The following is a 26,983-nucleotide window of genomic DNA, read 5'->3' as shown; positions in this document are numbered from 1 at the left end:
CTTCGTCATGGCTTTTTCCCGGCCGGCGCGTCCGCCTCGTCGGCGCCCTCGGGACCGACATGCCCGGCGGCTCGACGATCCTCGCAATAATCGGTATCGGAACAGACGAACATCCGCTTCCCCGCATCGTCCAGCACGACCTCGTCGAGGAAGCTGTCGGCGGCGCCGCAAAGTGCGCAAACCTCGTCCCAGCTCTGTACGTCGAAGGGATGATCGTCGAAATCGAGGCTGGTCACCGTCGTATAGGGCGGGACGGCATAGATCCGCTTTTCGCGCCCGGCCCCGAAAAGCTGCAGGAAGGGCGCCGCCGTCATCTTCGGATTGTCGAATTTCGGCGTCGGCGACGGCGCCATCAGGTAGCGCTCGTTGACCATCACCGGGTAGTCGTAGGACGTCGCGATGCGGCCGAAACGGGCGATGTCCTCGTAGAGCCGGACATGCATCAGGCCGTATTCCCGATAGGCATGGAGTTTCCGGGTCTCCGCCTCGCGCGGCTCGATCCGGCGGAGCGGCTCGGGGATCGGCACCTGGTAGACCAGGATCTGCCCCTCCCGGAGCGCGCTTTCCGGGATCCGGTGGCGGGTCTGCACGATCGTCGCCTCGACGGTCCTGCCGGTCGTCGCAACCCCGGTCACCCGCCGGAAGAAGCGCCGGATCGAAACCGCGTTGGTGGTATCGTCCGCGCCCTGGTCGATCACCTTCAGGACGTCGTCCGGGCCGATCACCGCCGCTGTCACCTGGATTCCGCCCGTGCCCCAGCCATAGGGCAGCGGCATCTCGCGACCGCCGAAAGGCACCTGGTAGCCCGGCACCGCCATCGCCTTGAGGATCGCGCGCCGGATCATGCGCTTCGTCTCCTCGTCCAGGTAGGCGAAATTGTAGGTCTCGTCCGGCGCCGTCCGTTCCGTCTCCATCACGAGGGTCATTCCGCGGCCTCCCGGTCGGTGCCGGTCCGCCGGGCATCGAAATCGGCCCGCAGGCGGCGCACCAGGTGCAGCTCCGACTGGAAATCGATGTAATGCGGGAGCTTCAGATGCTGGACGAAGCCCGAGGCCTCGACATTGTCGGAGTGGGAGAGCACGAATTCCTCGTCCTGCGCCGGATGGCCGGTCTCCTCGCCCAACTCGGCAGCCCTGAGCGAACGATCGACGAGCGCCATCGCCATCGCCTTCCGCTCGGCCCTGCCGAACGCCAGGCCGTAGCCGCGGGTGAATTGCGGCGGCTGCTCGGTCGAGCCCTTGAACTGGTTGACGAGTTCGCACTCGGTGACCTCGATATCGCCGATATCGATGGCGAAGCCCAGTTCCGGCGCCTCGATCTCGACCGCCACCGTGCCCTGCCGGATCTCCCCGGCGAAGGGGTGGGTCCGACCGTAGCCGCGCTGGGTCGAGTAGCCGAGCGCCAGCAGGAAACCTTCGTCCGCCCGGGCGAGATTCTGCAGGCGCTGATCGCGCCTGCCCGGCAGCCTCAGGGGATCGCGGGTCAGGTCGGCGACCGGATCGGACTCGTCATCCGGCATCTCCGCTTCCAGAAGTCCCTGGGCGTCCAGGATGTCGGAAACACGCGGCATCTCGGGGTCGAGCGGCGCCGCTGCTTCCGCCGCAACCGCCTCACCGGCGCCGTCCCCCGCGAGCTCGTGGTCGAGCAGCCGGTGGGTGTAATCGTAGGTTCCGCCCAGCACCTGCCCGCCCGGCAGGTCCTTGAAGGTCGCCGAGATCCGCCGCCCGATCGCCATGCGCGCGCTGTCGATCGGCCGCGAGACGGCGAACCGGCGGAGCGTCGTCCGGTAGGCGCGGACAAGGAAGATCGCCTCGACCAGGTCGCCCTGCGCCTGCTTGATCGCGAGCGCCGCAAGGTCGGGATCGTAGAGCGAGCCTTCAGCCATCACCCGGGCGACCGCATGGCGCATCTGCTCGCGGATCTGCCGGACGTCAAGTTCCGGAACGGCGGGATCGCCGCGCCGTTCGGCGGCAATCAGCCGGTGGGAATTCTCGATGGCCTGTTCGCCACCCTTGACCGCGACATACATGGTTCAGCCCTCCGGCCCGACGCTGCGGGGCAGCGCCACGACCTCGTCATCGGTAAACAGCAGGGCGTCGACGCCGAGCGGGAAACGCCCCCGATTGGCCCGCCACGCCGCCCAGAATTCTGCCCCGAGCCCGTCGGCGGCGAAGCCCTGCCGGCGCTCGATACCGGGTCCGGCAAGCGACACCTGCTGCCCCTGGCCGAAGCCGGCGACGGCGATCAGCACGGTCGCCGCAACCTCCGGATAGTCCGCGTCGCCCGCCCGGAAGGAATCGAGCGGCGGCATCGTGGACGCCTCGGTGACAATGGCGAACGCGGCCGCCGCAGGGTCGGCAGCAACCGGCGCGCCCGTATGGAAGCGGAGATAGGCAAGCGCCGCCTCCTCGCCCCGTTGCAGCCACAGCGGCGTGTCGAGATCGGCGAGCGCCAGCAGCACCCCCGCCATCGCCCGGCCGAGCGGCGCCGGCGCCGCCGGACCGGAAGGCACGCGGACCCGGCGGCCGGGATGGGACTGCGCCTGCAGTACGGCGCGAAAAACCTCCTGCGCGTCGCGTACCGGGTCGGTAAAGCCGGCTGCGGGCGCCCGTGGGGCCGTGGCAAGGTGACTGGTCATTCCGGATTGTCCCCACGAACCAGGGTGAAGAAATCGACCCGCGTCGCGGCAGCACGGCGGCCGGCCACGGCCCGCCGCTCGACCTGCGTTGCCCGCAACGGCTCGACGAGTTCCGCCATCAGTGTCGCCTGCATGTCGCCTTCGGCAAGCAGGCCGTCGAACAGCGCCACCAGTTCCGCCTTCCGGTGATCCCGCCCCGGCACGTAGCCGACACCCATCGTGCCATCCGCCAGCCCGACGACGCAGCGGGTGACGCTCATCTCGCCAAGATTGAAACGGCGGCCGTTGCCGCCGGCCCGGCCGCGGACCATGACGAGGCCGGACTCCGGCTTCCGCAGCATCTCGTAGTCCGGCTTCCGGGAGAGTGCCTCCCAGGCATTCTCGAGATCTTCGCGGTCGGCGCGGGCGAGAACGGCGAGCCAGTCCTTCCGCGCCCTGGTCGCCGCGTCGCCGATAGTCGTTTTATCGCTCATAAGCGCATCGTCTCATCAGTCCCGTTCCACGCCCGCGCGTTTCGGCCGCACGAAGTGGATGGATTAATTTGTCTAGACATCTGGATCGGCAAGCTACTAGAAGCGGGTGGGGCGTTCAACGCGGCAAGCGCGGTTTCGGGGCGACAAATCGGTGAACTTGTCATGACAGCGGAAAACGGCAGCCACGCCGCGCTGACGATTCCGGAGCGGGGCCGGGGTGTCGCGGTCTGGCGCCAGATCGCCGACCAGCTCGAGCGCGCGATCGGTCAACGGCAGTACGAGCCGGGCGAGCAATTGCCGACCGAGATGGCGCTGGCCGCCGAGTTCGGCGTCAACCGCCATACCGTCCGCCGGGCTCTCGCGGTCCTTGACGAGGCCGGCCTGATCCACGTCGAGCAGGGCCGGGGCAGCTTCGTCCGCGAGCTCATGGTCGATTACCGGCTCGGCGTCCGCACACGGTTCAGTCGGAACCTCTTCGACCAGCAACTCGCGCCATCGAGCGAGTTGCTGCGGGCAGCGCACGGTGTCGCCGACCGGACGATCGCGACCCGGCTCGGGATCCCGGTCGGGGCGGCGGTGGAGGTCGTGGAAATGCTCGGCTACGCGGACGGGCAACGCATCACACTCGGCACGCATTTCCTGTCATCAAAGCGATTTCCCGGCTTCGCCGGACGCTACCGGGAACTGAACTCGATCACCCTGGCGTTCCGGAGTTTCGGCCTCACCGACTATCGCCGCGCGGTCAGCCATGTCGTCGCCCGCCTGCCCGAACCGGAGGAGGCCCGCCTGCTCCGGATCCGGGCGACAAGACCGCTCCTCGTCACCGAGGCGGTCAATGTCGACCTCGAGGGCCGGCCAGTCGAATTCTGCATCGCCCGGTTCGTCTCGGACCGGGTCCGGCTGGTCGTCGAAAGCGGGACAACCGACGAATGACCGATCTTCCAGGCGTGGCTCTGGGCACGATGATCCTCGTGGTCGGGCCGAGCGGCGCCGGCAAGGACACGATCATCGACGGCGCCCGCGCCCGGCTGGGAGAGAACGGTGCCTTTCACTTCGTCCGCCGCGACATAACCCGACCGGCGGAAGCCGGCGGCGAACGCCACAGGCCGATCGGCGACGCCGAGTTCAAGGCACGCGTGGCGGCCGGCGATTATTGTCTGTGGTGGCAGGCGCACGGGCTCGGCTACGGCATCCCGGCAACTGTCGAGACGCTGCTCGCCCAGGGCCGAACGACCATCGTGAACGGCTCCCGCCAGGCCATCGAGGTCGCGCGACAGCGCTTTCCCCGGCGGCGCATCATCCTGGTCACGGCGGCGACGGAGACCCTCCGCCGGCGGCTCGCCGCCCGCGGGCGCGAGAACGGCCGGAACGTCGAAGAGCGCCTTGCCCGCGCCGCCGCGTTCAACGTTGCCGGACCGGATGTCTTCCGTCTCGCCAACGACGGCACCGTCGACGAGGCGACGACCGGATTTCTCGCCCTCGTCGGCGCGGCCCCGGGCGACCGGGAAGCCGATTCCACCGGACGTTGAATCTCCACCTTTTCCGTCGCGTGTCGCTCCGATAGAGTGAAGCCTTCCGTCGATCACGGAAGATTCACAGTGGTTGGGCGTTGATCAGGGAGCGAACGAACAGAACAAGCGGTCAGGGGGACGACATGCGACACGGTGGGGGGGCTCCGCTCGACGTCGGATCGACCGGCGAAGGGACATCCGAGACTGCAGCGCAGGCGGCCGGGCTGGCGACGGCCGAGGTCGCTTCGGCCCGGGTCGGGCCGGGACTGCCCTATATCAATTTCTTCGGCGAACCTTCGGGCAAGGACCGTTTCGGCGCGCTCGCAGACGGCGCGACCTTGGCGGGGATGCTGGAACGCCTGACGCTCCGCATGTACAGCGACACCGTCCTGCTCAAAGGCGGCGGGACGAACCGGATCCCGGCCGGCAAGCGCGCCGACAATCCGAAGATCCCGTCCGGCTTCACCTATCTCGGCCAGATGATCGCGCACGACATCGCCTTCACCCGCGGTGTCCTGCCCCGCACCCTGCCGGAGCATCATGAGGTCACAAACATCCGGACCCGTCCGCTGCTGCTGCAGTGCATTTACGGAGAGGGGCCGGAGCTCAACCCCTGGCTTTACGAGATTCCCCGGGATTCGATCCGCCCGCGCAAGAAGCTGCGGATCGGCCGCGCGCAGCTTGCCGGACATTGCCCGGCGCTGACCGACGATTTTCGCGACCTGCCGCGCGCGACGACCGAACGCCTGGCCGAATCCGACCAGATGCAGTGCCGCTACGATCCGGTCATCGCGGATGGACGGAACGAGGACAACCTGGTCGTCGGCCAGCTCGTGGTGCTGTTTCACCGCCTGCACAATCGCATCATAGACCGGCTGGACGACCTTTACGCTGCCCCGGCCAGTGCACCGCGACTGGTCCACTGGCAGGCCGATGCCGAACAGTTCGAGATCGCCCGGGCGCTCACGCTTGCCTGTTACCGCGCCGCGATCCGGCACGACTATCTGCCGAGGCTGCTCGACAAGACCATTCGCAAGGCCTACGCGCACAGGCCGATCGACGAGTTCCGACCGGAGCTGTTTGGAAAGGAAGGCTTCCTGATCCCCTTCGAGTTCACCCTCGGCGCGCTCCGCGCCGGCCATGCGATGGTCCGCGCCGGTTACGACTTCAACAGCTTTCACGGCACGGAGAACCTGATCGAGCCGGTCGGCCGGCTGAGCGACATCCTCGCCGCCTCGGGCGCGGAGGGCGAGAACCAGGCGCCGCTCCGCCGGGACTGGATCATCGACTGGGACCGTTTCTTCGGCAGCGGCCGGCATGTGAATGCGAGCCGCCGGCTCTCGCCGACCATGGCCGGCCCGCTGCGCCACCAGGTCGACACCGCCTTCACCGGCGGTCTGTTCGAGATGGATTTCCGGCGCAGCCTGATCCATCCGGTGCGCACCGTCGCCTCGCTGATCGACCGCTTCAAGCTCGATAAGGTCTGCGCCGGTTACCCGCTGGCCGACAGCAAGGTCCGGCGCCAGGCGATCCGGGCGCGGCTGACCGTGGGCGAGGCGCCGACCCTGCCGGCAAGGGACGTCGAGACTCTTTCGAAGGATCCGCCGCTGCTTTTCTACGTGCTGTTCGAGGCAGAGCATCTGCACAACGGCGAATGTCTCGGCCCGCTCGGCTCGATACTGCTGGCCGAGGTCCTCTACGGCGCCCTGCTTGCGACCGAGAAACAAGCTGGTCAGGTGTCCGGGACCATCGCGCGCGCGGTCTTCGACGGCGACATTCCCGACACGATGACCGCCATCAAGAAATTCGTCGGCGCCTGAACGGCACCACGTCACGTCAAACGGGGGAGTTGGACATGAAGAACGGCAAGATCGTTGCACGGGACTTGGTGAAGGTCGGCGAATATTTCGTCAAGATGGCCATCGATCCGAAGAACGTCAGCCCGCCGCCGCCGAAGCGGCCAGAGGACTGGCCGGACTTCCTGCGCGAGCATCTCGATTGCATCGTCCCGGAAAACTTCAAGAAGATCCATTTCCGGCGGAGCACGCTGGAGGAAGTCCATTTCATGATTCCGCCTAAGGAACTGGTCCAGGCCTCGCTCGACGCGGTCCGGGAGGACCCGCAGCGCAGCTATCCGCTGCCGGGCGAGTATGAGCGGATTGCCAACGGCTCGACCAAGCTGACGCCGGAACAGGTCTTCTATTTCCGGGTCGGGGAATACACGCTCAATCTCTGCCGCTGAGGAATCCCGCCTGGACCGGCCGGCCGTCGCGCTCAGTCGCGCCGGACCGGCAGGCCGGCAATCTCGAGCCCGCCTTGCAATCTTTCCCGGTCGCGGCCGCTGCGGAACGGGAAGATATGGACGAACCAGGCGATCATCGAGGCATCGTCCCGTTCGTCTTGCGCGAGCCAGTTCGCGCCGATCCGCTTCAGCAAGTGTCGTCCGGCGGCCCGCGCCTCGTCGAAGCGGCCGAGATGGGCGAGCGCCGCCGTCATCCATCCGTTGGAGATGATAGAAAGGGCGTCGCCGGATTCCTCCGCCGCCGCGACCGCGCCCTCGAAATCGCCGCACAGGAAGTGGATGCCGGCGAGATAGCCCCAGAAAACCGGCGGCACTGCCGGGGTCAGCCGCATGGCCAGGTCGGCGCCTTCCTTCGCCGTATCCCAGCGATGGCAATAGGCGAGCCCGTGCGCGGACGAGATCAGCGTCGCCGGATCGGCCGGCTTCAACTGGTTGGCGAGGTCGAAATGGAACTCGCCCCGGTCGAACTGGCCGGCGAGGATCGATGACCAGCCGAGCGTCAGCTGGCCGCGGGCGTCGAGCGGGTCGAGCTGAACGGCCTTGCGGCCGAGGCTGAGCGCATCCTGTTCGAGCGCCTTCTGACGCCGGTAGCCTGGCAGCGCGATATGGCGGCTGTTGTAGATGTTCGCGAGGCTGCTGTAGGCCGGTGCGAAGCCGGGCATGCGCTCGATCGTGCGGCGGAACAGTTCCTCCGCCTGCTTCTCGGTTTCCGGGCGCCAGTCGTTCAGCAGGCTCTGGCCGCGCAGCCAGAGGTCGAAGGCGTCGAGCTTGTCGTCCGGCGTCTCGCAGGCGCCGCCGATGCGATCGGCAGACAGATAGACGTCGAGCGCCGCGGCGATCTTCTGGACGATTTCCTGCTGCGTCGCCAGCCAGTTGCCAAGATCGAGCGTGTAGCGATCGCTCCAGATGAATTCCTGGTTCCGCAGGTTCTTGAGCGTGACAACGAGACGGAAGGCAGCATCGGCATCGGCGTAATTGACATCTAGGACGTAATCCGGGGCGCCGGCCCGGCCGGCCGCCTGGTTGTCGCCCGCATATTCGCCGTCGACGATCACCCATTCGCGGAAACGGACCAGCGACGAGATGATGTCGCGACGGAACCCCTCGATGCGGTAGTCACCGTCAATGCCCGGGCCGCCGCGGCGGAACCGGTCGACCTCGATACGCGGCAGATGCGCCGGCTTGCCGGATACCGGGCGGAGGCCGCCATCGGGAACCGTCGAGAGGGCGACTTCCGGTTCGGGCCGGAAGCTGCCCGACTTGATCTCGGCGATCAGCGCCTGCGTCTCGTCCGCCGGCTCCATGTCGTAGTCGCGATCGAGCAGATCGTAGAGCTCGTTGTACTGCCTGAGCGCCGCCGAGACATTGCCCTCTTCCGCCAGTGTCCGGATCAGGAAGCGCTGCGCCTCCTCGTGCGAGGGGTCGATCCGTGTCAGGACCTGCGCGGCGCGGACGCGCAACTCCGGCTCACGACCCCTCGCCCGCAACAGCACCTGCAACTGCTCGACGAACTGATCCTGCCATTGCCGGCGGTTGACCTGCAGCCAGGTGGCGAATGCCTGGTCCAGACCCTCGTAGCCGTAGAGGATGCGATCCGGCGAGACCGTGCCCGTCAGCAAACCGGGATCGATGATCCCGTCGCGCAACTGCGTCGAGATCCGCACCAGATCGGTCTCGAGGCCGTCGGCGACCAGCGCGACGCGCTGCCGGGCCGGATCGAACCCGTCGAAACCGAGTTCCGTGAAAGTTCGTCGAAGCTGCCGGAGGCATTGCCGGAGCGAGCCCCGCGCCTGGTCCTCGCTGCTGTCGCTCCAGAACAGGCCGGCCAGCCGCTCGCGCGTTTCGGCGCGTTCGGGATGCAATGCCAGGTAGGCAAGCAGCGCGGCCGCCTTCCGGTTCTTGATTTCGGCACGGCCGCTGATCGTGGATTCGAGGGCAAAGCCGTCGAACACACGCAACAGAATGCCGTTCCGTGCCCCCCGTACACGTGTTACTGCGGCCAAACCGCGACCTCCCCTTCAGGCGCGACCGACTGACAACGTCGAATTGTAATACTTGGTAACTCTATCGCGATCCGCCGCGCATTTCACCGATTGTCTGCATATCAGTAGAAAAGGGCCGGCATATTGCCCGTCGACGGGCCCGTTTCCCTCCGAACCCGGGCAAGGCGACGGGATCGCCAGGCGACCCTGGCCGACTGCAGCCCCGGAACGATGGCACGGAACACCGGGACCGCGATGTCGGGTCGAGTGAGATCGACGAAGAATGCCGCGTATCCGGCGGCGGCAAGCGCATCGCGCACCATGGCGAAGCGTCCCGCCCCGTCGTCGTCGCTGTCGCCGTCGAAATCCGGACGCGCCGCGACCGGCTTTGCAGGGGCGCTCGGGGCGAACCTCGGAAACGCCTCGAGGCTGAGCCGCTCGCCGCCCTCGATATGGGCCCGGTCGGTCGCGCCGAGTGCCGCGTCACCCGATTGCGCGCGCTTCATGATGGCCAGCGTCCGGGCGATTTCGAACTGTCCCATTTCGATGAATGCCCGCCGCGCGGCGATCGCCGGATCCGGATCGGCGGCGAACCCATAGGCAACCGCCCCGCCGTCCGCGCCCGCGGAGAGCGCCGCGACCACCGGCACGGCGATATCGCTCGTGAGATCGAGGAACCAGTGCCGCCGGGCCGGGATCGCGGTGCCGCGCGCCTCGGTCGCGAAGGTGTCGAGGGCGGCCGCGTTGTCGCGGTCGAGGACAAGCGCCGGCGCCGGTCGTCCGCCATGCCACCAGAGCATGACCGCATCCCGTTCCACCGCCTCAAGCAGCGCCTGCAACCGCGCCGAGGCGACATCGGGACCGGCGGCGAGGCCGCTGCTGTCGGCTTCCTGACAATCCCCGGCCGATTGCCGGAGAATGAGTGGTGCCGGGATCGGAAGGGCGCGCCCGTCGTCGCCTTCGGCGGCGAGCCAGGGCATCGCCTCGATTCGCGTGGGGTCGGCCCCCAGTCCGTCCCGCATCCAGCGATACGCCGCCCGCCAGTTGGCCGCCGTCCAGCCGTCCGGCGGTACCGATTCCGGCTGCGGCCGGGTCGAGGCTGCCGCCGGCGCAGGACTGTGAAGGGCGACATGTTCGGCCGCTTCCCCGAGACAGCTCTCGAAGGCGGCGAGCAGACTATCGCCCTTTCCGCCAACCCCGGCGGCAGCGTCCCCGGCCGCACCGATCCTGAAGGCGGCCGGATCGAGTTCGGCGCCGAAGAAGAAGCCGCCAGGCATATCGCCGGACGGCAGGCGGAACAGCCGCGTCATTCGCGCCGCCAGCGCGAGCAGCGTTTCCGGCGAACCGGGACGCGCCAGGGCCGATGACCGGCGATAGCGACCTGCCCCGTCACCCTCGGCGTAACCGAACAGTGCCAGCAGTTCGCAGGCCGGAGCGATGAGGTCGGGGCCTATCCCGATCGCCCGGGCGAGTGTCCCGACGGTCCCGTCACGCCCCTGAAGCAAGGCCAGCACGCGCCTGGCAATGTGGAAGATATTCAAGACCGGCACGGCGTCACGTTCCATGCCCCGACGATAGCGGCGGCGCCGGCAACCCGCCAAGCGCGATTCACGCTCGGCTCACGTTGCGGTTGCAACACTCCCGGAAGCCTCAGCCGGCAATGCCCGGCAGGCGACGCGCGGGCGGTCGTTGCCGCCTCGCGCGGGGTCCATCAACCAGTATCGGCCCGCCCGAGCCGGAGAATGTACATGACGGATTCACTGCCCCACGCGATTACCGTGCGTCTCGCCGAACGCCGCCGCCGCCTCCGCCACTATCTGTGGCACCAGATCCGCAACAACTGGAACCGCTACCCGGCGACCACCCGACAGCGGCTTGCCGAGCTGGGCTGGCAGCCGCCGCGGCCGGCCAAGGGCCCGAACGGAGAACTCCTGCTCGACAACAACGCGGGCGAGGATTTCCTGTTCATGCACCGGCTGATGCTCGAGGAAGTCGGCGGCTGGATGCGGGGCCTGAACACGCCACACCCGGCCGCGCTGCCCTGCTGGCGCTCGCTGCCCTGGCCGGACGATCCCGAGTTCCCGGTGCCGGCCGCCTGGGAGACCGGATCCTTCGACTTCAATCTCTACCTGATCACCATCAAGAGCGCGTCCTTCTATCGCGGCACGCTGATGAGCTGGGAGGGCTTCTATCGCGAGCCCGAGACCCTTCGCCGGCTGACCCTCGGCCAGTATGGCGCGCTGATCGAGGCGACCGTCCACAACGTCCTTCACCTGCGCTGGGCGGACGAGCCGGAGGGGATCCGCCCCCATCCGTCCGCCAGCGATCCGCAATCGATCGATCCCTACTGGGACGACCCAGAATACGACTATCTCGGCGATCCCTATTCCAGTCACGTCAACCCGACCTTCTGGTGCATCCATGGCTGGGTCGCGGAACGGGTCGAGGAATGGCGGCGGGTGAACCGCATCGCCGAGATCCAGTGGCAGGGCAACTGGACCGGGGAGAGCGATTCCGGGGCCCGCTACCGTTCGGAAACGGTCATCCCCTTCTCCCAGCGCGGGCGCGGCGAACTGGAACGCATGGAGGAGGCGGTCCGGGTCATCGGCCAGAGTCGCATCTTCTATGAATTCCACAATGGGGGCGTGCCGAAATACGCCGCCTGAACGGCGCGGGACGCGGCTCTCACGTGCCGGTCAGCCGCGCGATGTCGAGCACCGCATGCGCCCCATCGGCGAACCAGACTTCCTCCAGGTTCTCGCCGGGACCGGCCCGGTCGGCGATCAGGAAATCCTGTTCGGGCACCAGCACCAGCAACGGGTGATGCCAGACATTGCGGGCATATTGCACGCCCTGGTCGCCGCGCGCATGGAAGGCAACGAGATCCGCCGGGCCGGGCCGTTCGGCGGGCGAGACCACGACCAGCCAGTCATGGGGCACGAGCGGCACGAAGGCCTGGGATCCAAGCGGATGGCGCTCCATCAGGCGCAGCGCAATCGGCGCTGGCCGTGACGTCGCACGGAATACCGAGAGGATCGCCCGTCCGCCGTCCTCCGCCGTGTCCAGTTCGGCAAGTGCGTGGAAGCGCGTCGTCGTGCCCTGGTTGATCGGGATTGCCTCCGCGCCCGCGGTCTCGATTACCGTTCCGTAGGGGGCAAAGGCCGCATCGGTCAGGGGCTGCGGGCGAATGGTGACCGGGGCGCTCATCCGGCCGGCCGGCCGAAGATCCGGAGCCGGCTCACCCCGCCGTCCGGATGGATGTTGAGCTTCACATGGCTGACCGGCCCGAGGGCGGCAATGTCCGCCCCATCGAAACCGTGAATGCTGTCCGCCCGGAGTTTCCGTTCGTCGACAAGTCCCGGCCAGAACATCGCCTGGGTGACTACCGCGCTGTCGGGCAGCCCGTCCTTGACCAGCGCCGCCTGCAGCGAACAGCGATCGGGGAAATTGCCCTTGAAATGTGCCGTGTCGACTTCGATCCGAGTGATCACGCCCGGCGTGCCGAGGGCGACGATCAGCCAGTCATTGCCGGGCTCGCGCCGGCGCCGGGTTTCCCATCCGTCCCCCATGTCGCGGCCGCGGCCTTCGGTCAGCAGCGCCCAGACATTGCCGTAGTGGGCATTGTTGTAGGCGACCACCCGGCCACCGTTACGCAACGCGGACAATTCGACCTCCTCGTCCGGCTTCGCCGTCGACCAGTCGCGCACGGGCTGGCCATAGAGACGGAGCCGCGCGATCCCGCCGTCCGGGTGCATGGTGACGCGCACCCAGTTCCACGGGCCCTGCTCGGCGACGGCGACGAAATGCCGGGCGCCCGGCCCGAGCGCGGTCGGCGCGACGATCCGCGTCCAGACCGCGTCGGGCCCCGGCTCCGCCTCGCCGGCGCAGGCCTCGATCGAGGCGGCCGGCGGATAGTTGCCGGTGAAGTGACGGGTATCGATATCGACGCCATGGATCATCCCGGCGACGCCGAGCCGGATCAGGCACCAGTCCTCGCCACCGTCGCGCCGCCGGCGGCTCTCCCAGCCGTCCATCCACTTGCCGTGGTCGTCATACTTGTCGGCGATGAAGACCGGCTCGCTGTCGGCCAGCATCCGTTCCTTCGCGGCAAAGAATTCATCGGAGGCGCGGACGGCCACGGTGCCGAGGCGCGGCGAGGCGAGGTTGACCATCCGGGTCGCGAAATCCGGCAGGTTGGTATCGGTCGTTGTCACGGGTCTCAGGCCTCCTCGGCGATGGCGATCAGGCGTAGCAGCGCGATCCGGTGAACCTGGTCGAGCGCTGTCCGGAACTCGGTCTCCGGATCGTTTCCGACCCGCGTCTCGAACTGCCCGAGGATCGCACGCCGGTCGTATCCCTTCACCGCCATGATGAAGGGAAAACCGAACGTCCCTGTATAGCGGTCGTTAAGCGACTGGAAACGGGCGAATTCCTCGGCCGTGCAGCGGTCGAGCCCGGCCCCGGCCTGCTCGGACGTGCTCTCGGCGGTCAGCGCGCCGGCAACCGCGAGCCGGCCGGCAAGATCCGGATGGGCGCGGAGAAGGGCGAGCTGACGCTCGCGCCCGGCCGCCTCGACAACCGCGCGAAGCGCCGCCGACAGTCCCTCGGCATGGTCGGCCTCGGCGCCGAGCCCGCCGTCATGGGCGCGTTCGGCGATCCACGGCGAATGCTCGTAGACGCCGCCATAGCGGGCAACGAACCCGGCGCGGTCGAGCGCGCTCGGCGGCGCCACGCGAAAGGGATGCATGCTCATCGCGCCTCTCCCCGCCAGGGGTGATGTTCCCGCCAGTGGCGGGCGATGTCGACGCGCCGGCAGATCCAGACACGGTCATGGCGCGCGACATGATCGAGAAAGCGCCGGAGCGCGACGATCCGGGCAGGACGGCCGATCAACCGGCAGTGAAGGCCGACCGAGAGCATTTTCGGATGTTCCGCCCCCTCCTCGTAGAGCGCGTCGAAAGCGTCGCGAAGATAGGCGAAGAACTGCTCCCCCGAATTGAACCCCTGCGGCGTGGCGAAACGCATGTCATTCGTATCGAGCGTGTATGGCACCACCAGGTGCGGCGTCTCGACCATCCGGCTCCAGAACGGCAGATCGTCGGAATAATCGTCGGCGTCGTAGAGAAAGCCGCCATGTTCGGCGACCAGCCGACGGGTATTCTCGCTCGTCCTGCCGGTATACCAGCCCTCGGGCGGGGTCCCGGTGATCCGCGTCAGGATCTCCATCGCGCGTTCCATATGCTCGCGCTCGAGCGCCTCCGGCATGCCGTGGTAATTGATCCAGCGATAGCCGTGACTGGCGATCTCGTGGCCGTCCTTCAGCGCCCGCTCGATCACCGCCGGGTTGCGCTCGGCTGCCATGGCGACGGCAAAGACCGTGAGCGGCAGGCCGCGCGAACGGAACAGGTCGAGGATCCGCCAGGCGCCGGCCCGCGAACCGTATTCGTACAGCGATTCCATCGACATATGGCGGGCGCCTTCGAACGGCTGGGCGCCGACGATCTCCGACAGGAAGATTTCCGAGGCCGGATCGCCGTGCAGGACGGCATTCTCGCCGCCCTCCTCGTAGTTGAGGACGAACTGCAGCGCGATCCGGGCCTTTCCCGGCCAGCGCGGATCGGGCGGATGCCCGCCATAGCCGATCATGTCGCGCGGGTATGTCATTCCTTCCCCCAGCCTGTCCCGATCGTTCACTCGCAGCATAATTCAGGACAATCGGCGGCATTATCAAAAAATCGGCGATGCAACATTCGCCAAATCGCAATTTCGCCCAGGCACCCGGTCACGCTACGCTGTCGGCGCTGTCACTGATCAACCGGCGGAAGAAGAAGCCCATGGACGCGTTGCTCCACGACTGGCTGAGCCTGCTCGTACGCTGGCTGCATATCATCACCGGCATCGCCTGGATCGGCTCCTCCTTCTACTTCGTGTGGCTCGACCTGTCGCTCCGCAAGCGCGAGGGAATGGCGAAAGGGGTCAACGGCGAAAGCTGGGCGGTCCACGGCGGCGGTTTCTACCATGTGCAGAAATACATGGTCGCGCCCGAGCGGATGCCCGACGAGCTGCACTGGTTCAAGTGGGAATCCTACATGACGTGGATTTCCGGCTTTGCCCTGCTCGCGATCGTCTATTACTGGGGCGCCGAGAGCTACATGATCGACCGATCGGTGCTCGACATCGGACCGGCGACGGCGATCGCGATCTCGGTCGCATCGCTTGCCGTCGGCTGGGTCGTCTACGACCTGCTCTGCCATTCGCCGCTGAAATCGAACCAGACGGCGATGTTCGCGGTCCTGTTCGTGTTCATCGTCGCTTCCGCCTACGGCTACGGGCTGGTCTTCTCCGGCCGCGCCGCATTCCTGCATGTCGGCGCGATGATCGCGACCATGATGACCGCCAACGTCTTCATGATCATCATCCCGAAACAGAAGATCGTCGTCGCCGACCTGGTCGCGGGGCGGACGCCGGACCCGGCGCTCGGCGCCGCCGCGAAGCTCCGTTCGACGCACAACAACTACCTGACCCTCCCGGTCCTGTTCATGATGATCTCGAACCACTACCCGATGACCTTCGGGCATGAGTGGAACTGGGCCATCGTCGCGCTGGTGCTGGCCGCCGGCGCCATCATCCGCAACTATTTCAATGTCAGGAATGCGGGCGGCCGCGGCTCCGCGCTCGCCTGGCAATGGCCGGCGGCGACGATCCTGACGATCGCCCTGATCGCCTTCACCGCCTGGAAGCCCGGCGGCGAGATCGTCGTCGAGGACGAGGTCCTGACGCCGGAGGCGGTGGCGATCGTGCAGACCCGCTGCCTCTCCTGTCACGCGACCAATCCGAGCGACGAGGATTTCGACGAGGCGCCGGGTGGCGCGATCTTCGAGACGGCCGACCAGGTCAAGGCGCGGGCCCAGAAGATCCTCGCCCAGGCCGTGCTCTCCAAGGCCATGCCGCTCGGCAACAAGACCGCCATGACGGACGAGGAGCGGGCCCGGCTCGGCGCCTGGATCCGCGCCGGCATGCCGGACGAATAGCGCTGGCGGCCAGGCCGATGGCAACCTTGCTGGCGCGCAATGCCGAACGCCTCGTCACCATGGACGGCACGCGCCGGGAAATCGCCGGCGGCGGACTGTTCGCCCGCGACGGGATGATCGAGCAGGTCGGCCCGAGCGACTCGCTGCCCCGCGACGCGGACGAGGTCATCGACCTCTCCGGCCATGTGGTCGTGCCCGGCCTCGTCAACACGCACCACCATCTCTACCAGAACCTGACCCGCGCCGTACCGGCAGCGCAGGATGCCCTGCTGTTCGGCTGGCTGCGCGCGCTCTACCCGGTCTGGGCGCGGATGGTGCCTGACGATATCCGCGTTTCGGCGACCGTCGGGCTTGCCGAACTGGCGCTGTCCGGCTGCACGACCAGCGCCGATCACCTGTACCTGTTCCCGAACGGCAGCCGCCTGGACGACGAGATCGAGGCGGCGCTCGAGATCGGCCTCCGCCTGCATGCGACGCGGGGCGCGATGAGCATCGGCGAAAGCGCCGGCGGCCTGCCGCCCGACAGCCTCGTCGAGCCCGAAGCCAGGATCCTGAAGGATTGCGAACGCGTCGTCGGCGCCTTCCACGACAGCCGGCCCGGGGCGATGGTCCGGATTGCGCTCGCTCCCTGCTCGCCTTTCTCGGTCAGCCGCGAACTGATGCGCGACACCGCCCTGCTTGCCCGCAAACTCGGTGTCATGCTGCATACCCACCTGGCCGAGAACGAGGAGGATGTCGCCTATTCGCGGGCCCAGTTCGGCTGCCGTCCGGGCCTCTATGCCGAGCAGCTTGGCTGGACGGGCGACGATGTCTGGCACGCCCACGCGGTCCGGCTGGACGCAGGCGAGATCGACCTGTTCGCCCGCAGCGGCACCGGCGTCGCCCATTGCCCCTGCTCGAACATGCGCCTCGGCAGCGGCATCGCGCCTGTTCGCCGGATGCGCGACGCCGGCGTCAAGGTCGGCCTCGGCGTCGACGGCTCGGCGTCCAACGATGCAGCCGATCTCCTGAACGAGGCCCGCCAGGCGATGCTGCTGCAAAGGGTCGCGCTGGGCGCCGACGCGATGAGTGCCCGCGAGGCGCTGGAAATCGCCACCCTGGGCGGGGCACGGACCCTCGGACGCGACGACCTGGGCAGCCTGGAGCGGGGCAAGCGGGCCGACTTCGCCGCCTTCGCTATCGCCGGACCCGGCATGGCCGGTGCCTGGGACCCGGTTGCCGCCCTCGTCCTCTGCGCGCCCGGCAAGGCGAATTACACCGTCGTCGAGGGCCGCGTCGTGGTCCGTGAGGGCCGGCTCGAGACGATCGATCTCGAGGCGGCGCTGCGCCAGCACCGGGCGCGTACGCGGCGCCTGGTCGACGGCGCCTGAGCGGCCCGACTGGCCGCTGGCGCGGACAGGTCTTTTGCGCGACAATCGCCGCGTTTGTCGTCAAGTTCCGAACAATCGCGAGCCTCGCCCGAGTCCCATGCATCCCGTCGACGACATGACGATCTTTGTCCGCGTCGTTGACCGGCAGGGGTTCTCCACCGCCGGGCGCGAGCTCCGCATGACCACGGCGGTCGTTTCCAGCCGCATCGCCAAGCTCGAACAGCGGCTCGGCCATCGCCTGCTCAACCGCACCACCCGGCGCGTCGGCCTGACCCAGGAAGGGCAGATCTATTACGAGCATTGCCAGCGCGTGCTCGCCGACATCCAGGAGGTCGACCAGCGCCTCGCGGAAATCAAGCGACGCCCCGCCGGGGCGCTCTGCATCTCGGCGCCGGTCGCGCTCGGCCGCCTGCATATCGCGCCGATGATCCCCGATTTCGTCGACCGAAATCCGGACGTGCAGGCCCGCTTGCAGATCACCGACCGGGTCGTCAACCTGGTGGAAGAGAATGTCGACGTGGCGATCCGGAAGGGCGTCCTCCCCTCGTCCGCCGACATCGTCCGCCGCATCGCGCCGGACCTGCGCGTCGTTTGCGGCGCGCCCGGCTATTTCGAGCGCCACGGCATCCCGCGCCAGCCGGAAGACCTGAAGAGCCACAACTGCCTGCTGCTCCGCTTCCCTGGCTCGCGCCGCTATTCCTGGCAGTTCCTCAAGGACGGCAGCGTCGGCAACCTCCCGGTCTCCGGCGCCCTTGACAGCGATTCCTCGGACGTGCTGATCGACTGGGCCCTGCAGGGCGCCGGGCTGATCATGAAATCCGTGTGGGACGTCAGTCCGCACCTTCAATCGGGGGCGCTGGTGACGGTCCTCGAACCCTACTGGCCACGTGGTCTGTCGCTGCAGGCGCTGATGCCGCCGCGGCCGCAGCCGCCGGCCAAGACCCGCGCCTTCATCGACTATCTGGTCCGCGCCTTCCGCGATCATCCGGTGGCACGCCTGACGGAGCCGGGCCAGCTGCCGAGGGCCTCCTGAGACGGGGCCGGCACGGACCTAAGCGGCCGCGTCGAGCGACGTCCGGCCTTCCAGGAAATAGGTCTTTCTCGGTCCGTGACCGCGGATCTCGATCTCGCCGCGCGGCGCCGTGCGATAACGCCCCGACAGCATCTTCTTGGTCTCCGCAGAGATCTGGATCCGGTCGGGAACGCCCTCGGATTCCATCCGGCTCGCCACGTTGACCGTGTAGCCCCACAGATCGTAGGCGAACTTCTTCCGGCCGATCACGCCAGCGATGACCGCGCCGGAATGCACGCCGATCCGGAGCTTGAGATCGACGCGGTTCTGCTCGCGAAACTCGGCGAAGGCCTGCCGCATCGCCAGCGCCAGGTCGGCGATCTCGGCGGCATGATCGGCGACCCCGCCGGAGAGCCCGGTCGCCACCATGTAGGCGTCACCGATCGTCTTGATCTTCTCGGCCCCGTGCTGTTCCACCAGCCGGTCGAAACGGGAGAACAGGTCGTTCAGCAGGGCCAGCAGATCGGCCGCCGGAATGTCCCGCGACAACCGGGTGAAACCGGCGATATCGGCGAAGAGCACCGAGACATTCTCGTGATTATCGACGAGCGGTTCCTCGCTATCCGTCAGCCGCGACGCGATCTGTGCCGGCAGGATGTTCAGCAACAGCGCGTCGGAGCGCTGCTTTTCCGTCTCGAGCTGCCGCTCGAGGTCGAAACGGCGCCGGTTGATGATGTCGAGCAGATAGGTGAAACCGAGCGAAAAGACGATACCGCCGCCCGACCACGCGAATGCGTTGATCATCTCGAAGCGGGTTCCGCCGGAGAACCAGATCACCAGCAACGAGACACCGAGATAGGGCAGGAGTACGATGCTGGCCTGCACGGCGCCGCTGACCAGAGCCGGCACGAAGATCATGCCGAGGACGAGACTGCCGCTGCCGGCGAGAAAGCCGCCGGGCAATTCCGCCAGCGCCAGCGTCGAGCCGGCGGCGACACCGATATAGGTACAAAGCACGATGTACGGCCACATGGCCGGGACCCTGCGGACAGTCGGCAGGAAGGTCATCCCGAAGATCGCTGCCATGTAGAGCACGGTGCCGAGCCGGATGGGTGCGGTTCTCGCCAGCGCCGACGGGTCGAGCAGGACGTCCCAGGCCAGGAACCCGACAAAGGCAGCCATTCCCGTGACAAGCGCCAACCGGCCCAGCGGAATGAACCGCCCGTGCATCCGCTTCTGATAGGCCCGTTCGACGGCGGCCTCGAAGGTCATCGGATACCAGTTCCGCAACCCAGTCATCGCTATATGTCCGGTTGATGATGTCGCCATTCGCGACCAAGCGCCGGGGAAATACGATGCGTCACCGGTTCATGGCAATACTCCGCAGCCGCTCTTGTAGCGGCCGACACAACCGGAGGCCAACCGACCGGAACCCGCCGATCGGACGCAGTTTGTGCCGGAAACGAGCGTCACGCAAGGCCCGCCCGCTTGGCCGGATCAGAGCCTGTGGCGGCCGGTGAAATCGGCGAGCGCGCGGTCGACCGCGGCGATATGCCGGGCCTTCTCGTCGTCCGGCAGGAACGAGCCGGCGAAGCTGTTCCGGGCGAGATCGCCGAGTTCCGTGGCGCCGAGCGACTGGGCCCCGGCCAGGGCCTCGAAGTTGTCGTTCACATAGCCGCCGAAATAGGCCGGGTCGTCGGAATTGACGGTGACCCGGATGCCGCGCTCGAGCATCGCCTGGACAGGACTTTCGGCGAGGCTGGCGATGCCGCCGAGCCGAAGGTTGGAGAGCGGGCAATTGGTGAGCGTGATCCCGCGCGCCGCCAGCTCGCCCAGCAACCGCTCGTCCCCGATCGCCGAATTGCCGTGATCGATCCGGTCGACCTTGAGTATGTCCAGCGCTTCCCGGATATAGGCGGGCGGCCCCTCCTCCCCGGCATGGGCGCAGAGTTTGAAGCCCATCTCACGGGCGCGCGCGAAGGCACGCGCGAACTTGGACGGCGGATGGCCGCGCTCGGAGGAATCGAGACCGACGCCGACGAAATGCCCGGCCATCGGGTCCAGCGCATCGAGGGTCTCCAGCGCCTCCGCCTCACTCAGATGGCGCAGGAAGCAGGGGATCAGATAGACGCTCGGGCCGCCTGACGCGGCCGCCTCCGCGGCCGCCGCGCGCAACCCGTCGACGACCACGGCAAGCGGGACGCCGCGTCCGGTATGGGCCTGCGGATCGAAGAACATCTCCACATGGCGTAGGTTGTCAGCCCTTGCCCGGGCGAGATAGGCGCCGGCCAGCTCGCGGTAATCCTCCGGCTCGCGAAGCACGTTCATGCCCTGGTAGTAGATATCCAGGAAATCCTGCAGGTTGCCGAAGCGATAGGCGGCGCGAACCTCCTCAACGCTGGCGAACGGGATCGCGACACGGTTGCGGCGGGCGATCTCGAACATCAGCTCGGGCTCGAAGCTGCCCTCGATATGCAGGTGCAGTTCCGCCTTCGGAAGGGCATCGATCAGGTCTCGCATCGCGTTCTCCCACTCCGCCGCCGGCGGCATTCAGACGGCCCGTTCATGCACCTTGCGACCGCCCGAGTAGGTCGCGGCAATCGCCCGGTCGTCGGCCAGTATAAGCTGCACGAACAGCGCCTCGCCGATATCCTCGACCGTGCGCATGCGTTGCTCGATGACCGGCCGCGATGTCAGGTCGATGACGACGAGGTCGGCCTCGTAGCCGGGCGCGAGGTTGCCGATCCGGTCGTCGAGCCGCATCGTTCGGGCGCTGCCGACGGTGGCGAGCCAGTAGGCGGCGATCGGGTGCAGGCTGTAGCCGCCGAGCTGCGCGATCTCGTAAGCCGCCTTCATGGTCGCGAACATCGAGAAAGAGGAACCGCCGCCCACGTCGGTGCCGAGACCGACGCAGACCGGCGCCGCCCCGGCGCGCAAGCCGGCCATGTCGAACAGGCCCGAACCGATGAAGAGATTGGAGGTCGGGCAGTGCGCCAGCGCCGCGCCGCGCTCCCGCAGCAGCGCGCGCTCGCGTTCCTCGAGCCAGATGCCGTGCCCGAAGATCGCCCCCGGGCCGATCAGGCCGAACGCCTCGTAGACACCGAGATAGTCGCGCGCCTGGGGAAACAGGCGCTTCACCCAGGCGATCTCGTCGCGATTCTCCGACAGATGCGTCTGCATCAGCACATCGGGGAATTCACGCCATAGCGCGCCGAGCGCCGCGAGCTGGTCGGCGGTCGAGGTCGGCGCGAAGCGCGGCGTGAGGATGTAGCCGGATCGGTCGCGGCCGTGCCAGCGTTCGATCAGCGCCTTCGATTCGTCGTACGCACGGGTTGCGTCGTCGGTCAGTTCATCGGGCGCGTGCCGGTCCATGCAGACCTTACCCGCCGCCATCCGCAGACCGCGCGCGGCCGCCGCCTCGAAAAAGCCGTCGACCGATTGCGGATGGACCGTGCCGTATACGGCGGCGCTGGTGATGCCGTTCCTGAGTATCTCGTCGAGGAAGGTCTCCGCGACCGCCCTGCAGACCGCCGGGTCGGCGAAACGGGCTTCCGCCGGAAAGGTATAGGTGTTCAGCCAGTCGAGGAGCTGGGCACCATAGGACGCGATGATCGGCGTCTGCGGATAATGGACGTGGCAGTCGACGAAGCCGGCCATAATCAGCGACCGGCCGTGATCCTCGACCGCGATGTCGCCGGCTTCGGCAAGGATCCGGTCGGCTGGTCCGACCGCGGCGATGCGGCCGTCCTCGATCCGCACGGCGCCGTGGCTCTCGTGAACGATTGATTCCGCCGGGGCTACCCGGAACGGGTCGTCGCGGAACGACAGGGTCTGGCCCTTGAGGATGCGCGCATCCGGCATCGCGACCTTCCGTGCGTTCGGACCTGGAGGGACCGGGAACGACGGGTGCCGGCAAATCCGATGCCGGCACCCACCGAGATCCGGGAAGCTTACTTGGGCAGGCTGCCCTCGACGCCCTCGACATAGAAGTTCATGCCGAGCAGATCGCCGTCGGGCGCGGTTTCGCCGGCCTTCAGCCAGACGCTGCCGTCCTGCTTGTTGATCGGGCCGGTAAAGGGATGGAGCGTGCCGGCCTTGATCGCGTCATGCGCCTTCTCGGCCATCTCACGGACATCGGCCGGGATCTTGTCGGAATAATCCGACAGCAGGACCATGCCGCTGTCAAAACCACCCCAAGTGTCGGTCGACTCCCACGTGCCGTCCATCACCGCCTTGACGCGCGAAATGTAATAGGGCGACCAGGCATCGACGATCGAGGTGAGCTGGGCATTCGGGCCGAAACGGTGCATGTCCGAGGCTTGGCCGAAGGCGAAGATGCCCGCCTCCTCGGCAATCTTCATCGCCGCCGGCGAATCGGTATGCTGCATCAGGATGTCCGCGCCCTGGTCGATGAGCGCCTTGGCGGCGTCGGCTTCCTTGCCCGGATCGAACCAGGTGGAAACCCAGACGACCTTGAACTTGATGTCCGGATTGACGCTCTTGGCCGCCAGATAGGCGGCGTTGATGCCGCGGACAACTTCCGGAATCGGGAACGAGGCGATGTAGCCGATGGTGTTCGTCTTGGTCATCTTGCCGGCGATCAGGCCGATGACATGGCGACCCTCGTAGAAGCGCGAGGAATAGGTCGAGACATTGGCATCGCGCTTGAAGCCGGTCGCATGCTCGAACTTCACTTTCGGGAAGCGCTTGGCGACCTTGATCGTCGGGTTCATGAAGCCGAACGAGGTGGTGAAGATGATGTCAGATCCACCTTGCGCGAGGCGCTGTATGACGCGCTCGGCGTCCGGGCCCTCGGAGACATTCTCGACATAGGTCGTCTCGACCTTGTCGCCGAATTCCTTCTCGATCGCGAGACGGCCCTGGTTGTGTTCGTAGGACCAGCCGTGATCGCCGATCGGCCCGACGAAGATGAAGCCGACCTTGACCTTATCGGCCGCGCCGGCTGTCCCGGCCGCGGCCAGCAGGCCGACGGCCGCGACCATCGCGACCAGGGCATTCGAAAGACGTCGCATGAATTACCTCCTGTTATCCGACATTTCTGATCCTTCTCCCGTCGCGGCGCGCCCGGCGCCGTTCAGGACGATGCGTAGAACGGCTTGCCGAGACAGGCCGGCGCATTGAGGCTGACGCGCGCCTTGTCCCGGGAAATGATGACCAGCACGACCACCGTCGTGACATAGGGCAGCATCGAAAGATACTGCGCATCGATGCCGACGCCAAATCCCTGGGCATGAAGCTGCAGGACCGTGACGCCGCCGAACAGGTAGGCCCCGGCGAAAGCCCTGCCCGGCTTCCAGGTCGCGAAGACGACGATGGCAAGCGCGATCCAGCCGCGCCCGGCGGTCATGTCCTCGACCCAGAGCGGCGTCTGGACGAGCGACAGGTAGGCCCCGCCGAGGCCCGCGCAGGCACCGCCGAACAGCAGCGCGAGAAAGCGCACCTTGACCACCGGATAGCCGATCGCATGGGCGGAACTGTGGCTTTCGCCGACGGCGCGGAGAATCAGTCCGGCCCGGGTCCGGTTGAGGAACCAGGCGACGCCGACGACCAGCGCGACCGAGAGATAGACCAGGATATCGTGGCTGAACAGCAGCGGCCCGACGATCGGCAGGTCGGAGATAACCGGGATATGGAGCCTCGCCAGCGGCGCCGTCGACTGGCCGGAATAACCCTGCCCCCAGAGTGCGGAGACGCCGAGCCCGAAGATCGTGAGCGCGAGGCCAGTCGCCACCTGGTTCGACATCAGGAACTGGGTCAGCACGGCGAAGATCGCCGCCGTCGCTGCCCCGGCGGTCGCCGCCGCGACCAGCCCGAGGAGATGCGAGCCGCTTTCGATGGTCATCGCGAACCCGGCGATGGCGCCGACGATCATCATGCCCTCGACACCGAGATTGAGAACGCCGGATTTCTCCACGACGAGTTCGCCGATGGCCGCGAACAGCAGCGGCGTCGCGGCGACGATGATGCCCTGCAGGATCAGGATTGTGAGGTCCATGGCCGCCCCCTCAGCTCTTTGCCGCGACCGCGGACGGGCGCCGCGACTTGATCTGGTAATGCACCAGCACGTCGATCCCGAGCAGGAAGAACAGCAGCATCCCCTGGAAGACCCCGGTCACCGCGCTCGGCAGGCCGAGCTCGATCTGCGCCGCTTCGCCGCCGATATAGGTGACCGCCATGACCAGTCCGGCAGCGACGATGCCGATCGGGTTGAGACGCCCGAGAAAGGCGACGATGATCGCCGTGAAGCCGTAACCGACGGGCAGCATGGGAACCAGCTGGCCGACAGAACCCGCCGCCTCGAACAGGCCCGCCATGCCGGCAAGACCGCCCGAGATCATCAGGCAGAGCCAGACGATCCGGGATTCGAGGAAGCCGGAAAAACGAGCGGCGAGCGGCGCCTCGCCCATGACCCGGACCTGGAAGCCGATGACATGGCGGGCCATGACGATCCAGGCGGTGATCGCGACCAGGATCGCCACCACGAAGCCGATATTGGCGCGGGTCCCGGCGATCAGGATCGGCAAGGTCGCGGAATCGTGGAACATCCGGCTTTCCGGGAAATTCAGTCCCTCCGGGTCGCGCAGCGGGCCATGCACGAGAACGCTCAGCAGCAGGATCGCCACGTAGGTGAGCATCAGGCTGACGAGGATCTCGTTGGCATTGTAGCGGGTTCGCAGGAAGGCGGGGATCGCCGCCCAGGCCATGCCGCCGAGGACGCCGGCGATCGTCATCATCGGCAGCAGCCAGATGCCGGGGACATTGTAGAAGATCAGCGCGACCACGCCGCCGGTCAGAGCGCCGACGGTGAACTGGCCCTCGGCGCCGATATTCCAGACCCCGGCGCGGAAGCCGAAGGAGAGCCCGACCGCGATCAGGATCAGCGGCGAGGCCTTCACCATCAGTTCGGTGATGCTGAACAGGTCCGAGAGCGGGGAAATGAAGAAGACGTGGAGCGCCTCGACCGGATCCTTGCCCATGAGGGCGAACATGATCCCGCCAGCGAGGATGGTCAGCAGGACCGCCAGCACCGGCGTCGCGTAGCGCATCGCGCGCGACGGCTCCTTGCGCAGTTCGAGCCTAAGCATGGGCGGCCTCCGAGGCCGGCACGGCATCCGAATGCACGCCGCCCATCAGCAGGCCGATCTCCTCGATCGAGACCTCGCCGACCGGGCGTGGCGTCGAAAGCCGGCCGTTGGCAATGACCGCGAAGCGGGTCGAGATCGCCATCAGCTCGTCGAGATCCTGCGAGATCACCAGGATCGCCGTTCCCTTCTTCATCAGGTCGTGCAGGGCCTGGTGGATGTCGGCGGCGGCGCCGGCATCGACGCCCCATGTCGGCTGCGCCGCGATCAGCACGCCGGGCGCCTGCAGCACCTCGCGGCCGACGATGAATTTCTGCAGGTTGCCGCCGGACAGGCTGGCCGCGCTGTGCTCGATACCCGAGGTCTTGACCTTGAACGCGGCAACGACCTGGGTCGCGAAGGCCTGGGCCGAGCCGTTCTTCAGGAAGCCGTTGATCGAGAGGCCCATCCGCGTGCGCGCCGATACCAGGGTATTCTCCCAGAGCGACATGTCGGGAACGGCGCCATGGCCAAGCCGTTCCTCCGGCACAAAGCACATGCCCTGCGCGCGCCGCACGGTCGGGCCGTCGCAGCCGACCGGGGTGCCGTCGACGACGATGGTCGCGGCCTGCTCGCTGCGGCTTTCGCCGATCAGGGCCGCCATCAGCTCTTCCTGGCCGTTCCCCGCGACCCCGGCGATGCCGAGAATCTCGCCGGCGCGGACCTCGAAGCCGATGTCCTTGAGATCGACGCCGAACGGATCGTCGCTCGCCCGCGTCAGGCCGTTCACGGCGAGGCGGACCTCGCCCGGCACGGTATCGCGCGCCGGTGGTGCTGCAAGCTCGCTGCCGATCATCATCTCGGCCAGGCTCTTCGCGGTCTCGTTGCGCGGATCGCAGGTGGCGACCACCCGGCCGCCGCGCAGCACGGTCGCGGATTCGCAGAGCGCCCGGATTTCCTCGAGCTTGTGCGAGATATAGAGGATCGAGCAGCCCTCCCGCGCGAGCGCCCGCAAGGTGTCGAACAGCAGCTCGGTTTCCTGCGGGGTCAGGACCGAGGTCGGCTCGTCCATGATCAGGAGCCGCGGATTCTGCAGCAGGCAGCGCACGATCTCGACCCGCTGGCGCTCGCCCACCGAGAGCGCGCCGACATAGCGCGTCGGATCGAGCGGCAATCCGTAAGCCTTCGAGATGTCGATGATCTTCTGGTTGAGATCGCCGGAGGCGGCCTCCCGCTCCATGCCGAGGGCGACATTCTCGGCGACCGTCAAAGCCTCGAACAGCGAGAAATGCTGGAACACCATGCCGACGCCATGACTCCGGGCCTCCGACGGCCGGGCCGGCGCGTAATGGGCGCCACCCAGCATCATGTCGCCCTCGTCGGGTCGCATGACGCCGTAGATCATCTTCACCAGCGTCGACTTGCCGGCCCCGTTCTCGCCCAGCAGCGCATGGATCTCGCCATGGCCGACCGAGAAGGTGACGGCGTCGTTCGCCAGGACTCCCGGAAACCGCTTGCTGATTCCCCGAAGCTCGAGCAGAGCGACCGCGTTGTTCTCCAAAACTCAAACCCCCTGTTATCG

25 protein-coding genes are annotated in these 26,983 nt (G+C 67.3%); 8 read left to right on the top strand and 17 right to left on the bottom strand.

The features are described 5' to 3' along the window. Positions 1–5: 5 nt before the first annotated feature. The 4 genes from OCH7691_RS19990 to phnG are packed head-to-tail and all read right to left on the bottom strand — an operon-like array spanning position 6 to position 3,111. Positions 6–926, bottom strand: a complete 921-nt coding sequence (locus OCH7691_RS19990) for an alpha-D-ribose 1-methylphosphonate 5-phosphate C-P-lyase PhnJ (RefSeq protein ID WP_245826611.1) — start codon at positions 924–926, stop codon at positions 6–8. Beyond that, positions 923–2,029 (bottom strand): carbon-phosphorus lyase complex subunit, encoded by a 1,107-nt coding sequence (locus OCH7691_RS19985; RefSeq protein ID WP_085885364.1) that lies wholly within the window; start codon positions 2,027–2,029, stop codon positions 923–925. Before OCH7691_RS19985 ends, OCH7691_RS19990 begins: the two co-directional genes overlap by 4 nt. Before the next feature lie 3 nt (positions 2,030–2,032). Then, positions 2,033–2,638 carry a phosphonate C-P lyase system protein PhnH gene (phnH, locus tag OCH7691_RS19980; RefSeq protein ID WP_085885363.1) on the bottom strand — a complete coding sequence of 202 codons (606 nt, stop codon included), beginning with the start codon at positions 2,636–2,638 and terminating at the stop codon, positions 2,033–2,035. Then, positions 2,635–3,111 (bottom strand): phosphonate C-P lyase system protein PhnG, encoded by a 477-nt coding sequence (gene phnG / locus OCH7691_RS19975; RefSeq protein ID WP_085885362.1) that lies wholly within the window; start codon positions 3,109–3,111, stop codon positions 2,635–2,637. Before phnG ends, phnH begins: the two co-directional genes overlap by 4 nt. A 162-nt stretch (positions 3,112–3,273) precedes the next feature. On the opposite strand from phnG, the gene phnF reads away from it, so the two are divergent. From phnF to OCH7691_RS19955, 4 genes are all read left to right on the top strand, one after another. Next, the gene (gene phnF, locus OCH7691_RS19970; protein WP_085885361.1) at positions 3,274–4,044 is read left to right on the top strand and encodes a phosphonate metabolism transcriptional regulator PhnF; all 771 of its coding nucleotides are present in this window, start codon (positions 3,274–3,276) and stop codon (positions 4,042–4,044) included. Then, a complete protein-coding gene (gene phnN / locus OCH7691_RS19965; RefSeq protein WP_217808166.1) occupies positions 4,041–4,640 on the top strand; it encodes a phosphonate metabolism protein/1,5-bisphosphokinase (PRPP-forming) PhnN in 600 nt (199 codons plus the stop codon). Before phnF ends, phnN begins: the two co-directional genes overlap by 4 nt. A 125-nt stretch (positions 4,641–4,765) precedes the next feature. Next, positions 4,766–6,442: a peroxidase family protein gene (locus OCH7691_RS19960; protein ID WP_085885360.1), complete on the top strand. Its 1,677-nt coding sequence runs from the start codon at positions 4,766–4,768 to the stop codon at positions 6,440–6,442. Between the two features lie 35 nt (positions 6,443–6,477). Next, positions 6,478–6,864, top strand: coding sequence for a hypothetical protein (locus OCH7691_RS19955; RefSeq protein ID WP_085885359.1), 387 nt, complete (start codon positions 6,478–6,480; stop codon positions 6,862–6,864). A gap of 32 nt (positions 6,865–6,896) precedes the next feature. On the opposite strand, the gene OCH7691_RS19950 is transcribed toward OCH7691_RS19955, so the two are convergent. Together OCH7691_RS19950 and OCH7691_RS19945 are read right to left on the bottom strand one after the other, a co-directional pair. After that, complete coding sequence (locus OCH7691_RS19950) at positions 6,897–8,876, bottom strand: AfsR/SARP family transcriptional regulator (RefSeq protein ID WP_245826623.1); 1,980 nt, start codon at positions 8,874–8,876, stop codon at positions 6,897–6,899. A 152-nt stretch (positions 8,877–9,028) separates the two neighbouring features. After that, positions 9,029–10,456, bottom strand: a complete 1,428-nt coding sequence (locus tag OCH7691_RS19945) for a YcaO-like family protein (protein ID WP_176245175.1) — start codon at positions 10,454–10,456, stop codon at positions 9,029–9,031. A 198-nt stretch (positions 10,457–10,654) separates the two neighbouring features. Here OCH7691_RS19945 and OCH7691_RS19940 point away from each other — a divergent pair, with 198 nt between their 5' ends. Then, positions 10,655–11,572 (top strand): Tat pathway signal protein, encoded by a 918-nt coding sequence (locus OCH7691_RS19940; protein ID WP_139839813.1) that lies wholly within the window; start codon positions 10,655–10,657, stop codon positions 11,570–11,572. A 19-nt stretch (positions 11,573–11,591) separates the two neighbouring features. On the opposite strand, the gene OCH7691_RS19935 is transcribed toward OCH7691_RS19940, so the two are convergent. Genes OCH7691_RS19935 through puuE form a run of 4 tightly spaced genes read right to left on the bottom strand, consistent with a single transcriptional unit; the run spans position 11,592 to position 14,570 of the window. Next, positions 11,592–12,113 (bottom strand): ureidoglycolate lyase, encoded by a 522-nt coding sequence (locus OCH7691_RS19935; RefSeq protein ID WP_085885355.1) that lies wholly within the window; start codon positions 12,111–12,113, stop codon positions 11,592–11,594. After that, positions 12,110–13,078: an allantoicase gene (gene alc / locus OCH7691_RS19930; RefSeq protein WP_085885456.1), complete on the bottom strand. Its 969-nt coding sequence runs from the start codon at positions 13,076–13,078 to the stop codon at positions 12,110–12,112. Before alc ends, OCH7691_RS19935 begins: the two co-directional genes overlap by 4 nt. Before the next feature lie 47 nt (positions 13,079–13,125). Next, complete coding sequence (gene uraD / locus OCH7691_RS19925) at positions 13,126–13,659, bottom strand: 2-oxo-4-hydroxy-4-carboxy-5-ureidoimidazoline decarboxylase (RefSeq protein ID WP_217808164.1); 534 nt, start codon at positions 13,657–13,659, stop codon at positions 13,126–13,128. Further along, on the bottom strand, positions 13,656–14,570 hold the full coding sequence (puuE, locus tag OCH7691_RS19920) for an allantoinase PuuE (protein WP_085885353.1): 915 nt from the start codon (positions 14,568–14,570) through the stop codon (positions 13,656–13,658). Before puuE ends, uraD begins: the two co-directional genes overlap by 4 nt. A 170-nt stretch (positions 14,571–14,740) precedes the next feature. Between puuE and OCH7691_RS19915 the strand changes: the two genes are divergently transcribed. The 3 genes from OCH7691_RS19915 to OCH7691_RS19905 all read left to right on the top strand — a co-directional run bounded on the left by OCH7691_RS19915 (position 14,741) and on the right by OCH7691_RS19905 (position 18,340). Beyond that, positions 14,741–15,937 carry a urate hydroxylase PuuD gene (locus OCH7691_RS19915; protein ID WP_085885455.1) on the top strand — a complete coding sequence of 399 codons (1,197 nt, stop codon included), beginning with the start codon at positions 14,741–14,743 and terminating at the stop codon, positions 15,935–15,937. 17 nt (positions 15,938–15,954) lie between these two features. Further along, entirely contained in the window at positions 15,955–17,307 is a 1,353-nt protein-coding gene (locus OCH7691_RS19910; protein ID WP_085885352.1) for an 8-oxoguanine deaminase, read from the top strand. A 97-nt stretch (positions 17,308–17,404) separates the two neighbouring features. Next, complete coding sequence (locus OCH7691_RS19905) at positions 17,405–18,340, top strand: LysR family transcriptional regulator (RefSeq protein WP_085885351.1); 936 nt, start codon at positions 17,405–17,407, stop codon at positions 18,338–18,340. A gap of 18 nt (positions 18,341–18,358) precedes the next feature. Here OCH7691_RS19905 and OCH7691_RS19900 read toward each other — a convergent pair whose 3' ends face one another. The 7 genes from OCH7691_RS19900 to OCH7691_RS19870 all read right to left on the bottom strand — a co-directional run bounded on the left by OCH7691_RS19900 (position 18,359) and on the right by OCH7691_RS19870 (position 26,962). Further along, complete coding sequence (locus tag OCH7691_RS19900) at positions 18,359–19,618, bottom strand: adenylate/guanylate cyclase domain-containing protein (RefSeq protein ID WP_176245174.1); 1,260 nt, start codon at positions 19,616–19,618, stop codon at positions 18,359–18,361. Positions 19,619–19,816: 198 nt separating this feature from the next. Continuing rightward, positions 19,817–20,839: an adenosine deaminase gene (locus OCH7691_RS19895; RefSeq protein ID WP_085885454.1), complete on the bottom strand. Its 1,023-nt coding sequence runs from the start codon at positions 20,837–20,839 to the stop codon at positions 19,817–19,819. Positions 20,840–20,869: 30 nt separating this feature from the next. Beyond that, positions 20,870–22,180 carry a guanine deaminase gene (guaD, locus tag OCH7691_RS19890; protein WP_085885349.1) on the bottom strand — a complete coding sequence of 437 codons (1,311 nt, stop codon included), beginning with the start codon at positions 22,178–22,180 and terminating at the stop codon, positions 20,870–20,872. Positions 22,181–22,269: 89 nt separating this feature from the next. Beyond that, positions 22,270–23,352: a BMP family ABC transporter substrate-binding protein gene (locus OCH7691_RS19885; RefSeq protein WP_085885348.1), complete on the bottom strand. Its 1,083-nt coding sequence runs from the start codon at positions 23,350–23,352 to the stop codon at positions 22,270–22,272. Positions 23,353–23,414: 62 nt separating this feature from the next. Beyond that, entirely contained in the window at positions 23,415–24,335 is a 921-nt protein-coding gene (locus OCH7691_RS19880) for an ABC transporter permease (RefSeq protein ID WP_085885347.1), read from the bottom strand. Between the two features lie 10 nt (positions 24,336–24,345). Next, positions 24,346–25,425 (bottom strand): ABC transporter permease, encoded by a 1,080-nt coding sequence (locus OCH7691_RS19875; protein WP_085885346.1) that lies wholly within the window; start codon positions 25,423–25,425, stop codon positions 24,346–24,348. After that, positions 25,418–26,962, bottom strand: coding sequence for an ABC transporter ATP-binding protein (locus tag OCH7691_RS19870; RefSeq protein WP_217808163.1), 1,545 nt, complete (start codon positions 26,960–26,962; stop codon positions 25,418–25,420). Before OCH7691_RS19870 ends, OCH7691_RS19875 begins: the two co-directional genes overlap by 8 nt. Positions 26,963–26,983: the final 21 nt, after the last annotated feature.

The sequence above is a fragment of the Oceanibacterium hippocampi genome, assembly GCF_900172325.1.
GTDB lineage: Bacteria > Pseudomonadota > Alphaproteobacteria > Sneathiellales > Sneathiellaceae > Oceanibacterium > Oceanibacterium hippocampi.
This window is presented reverse-complemented; position numbering and strand designations above follow the sequence as displayed.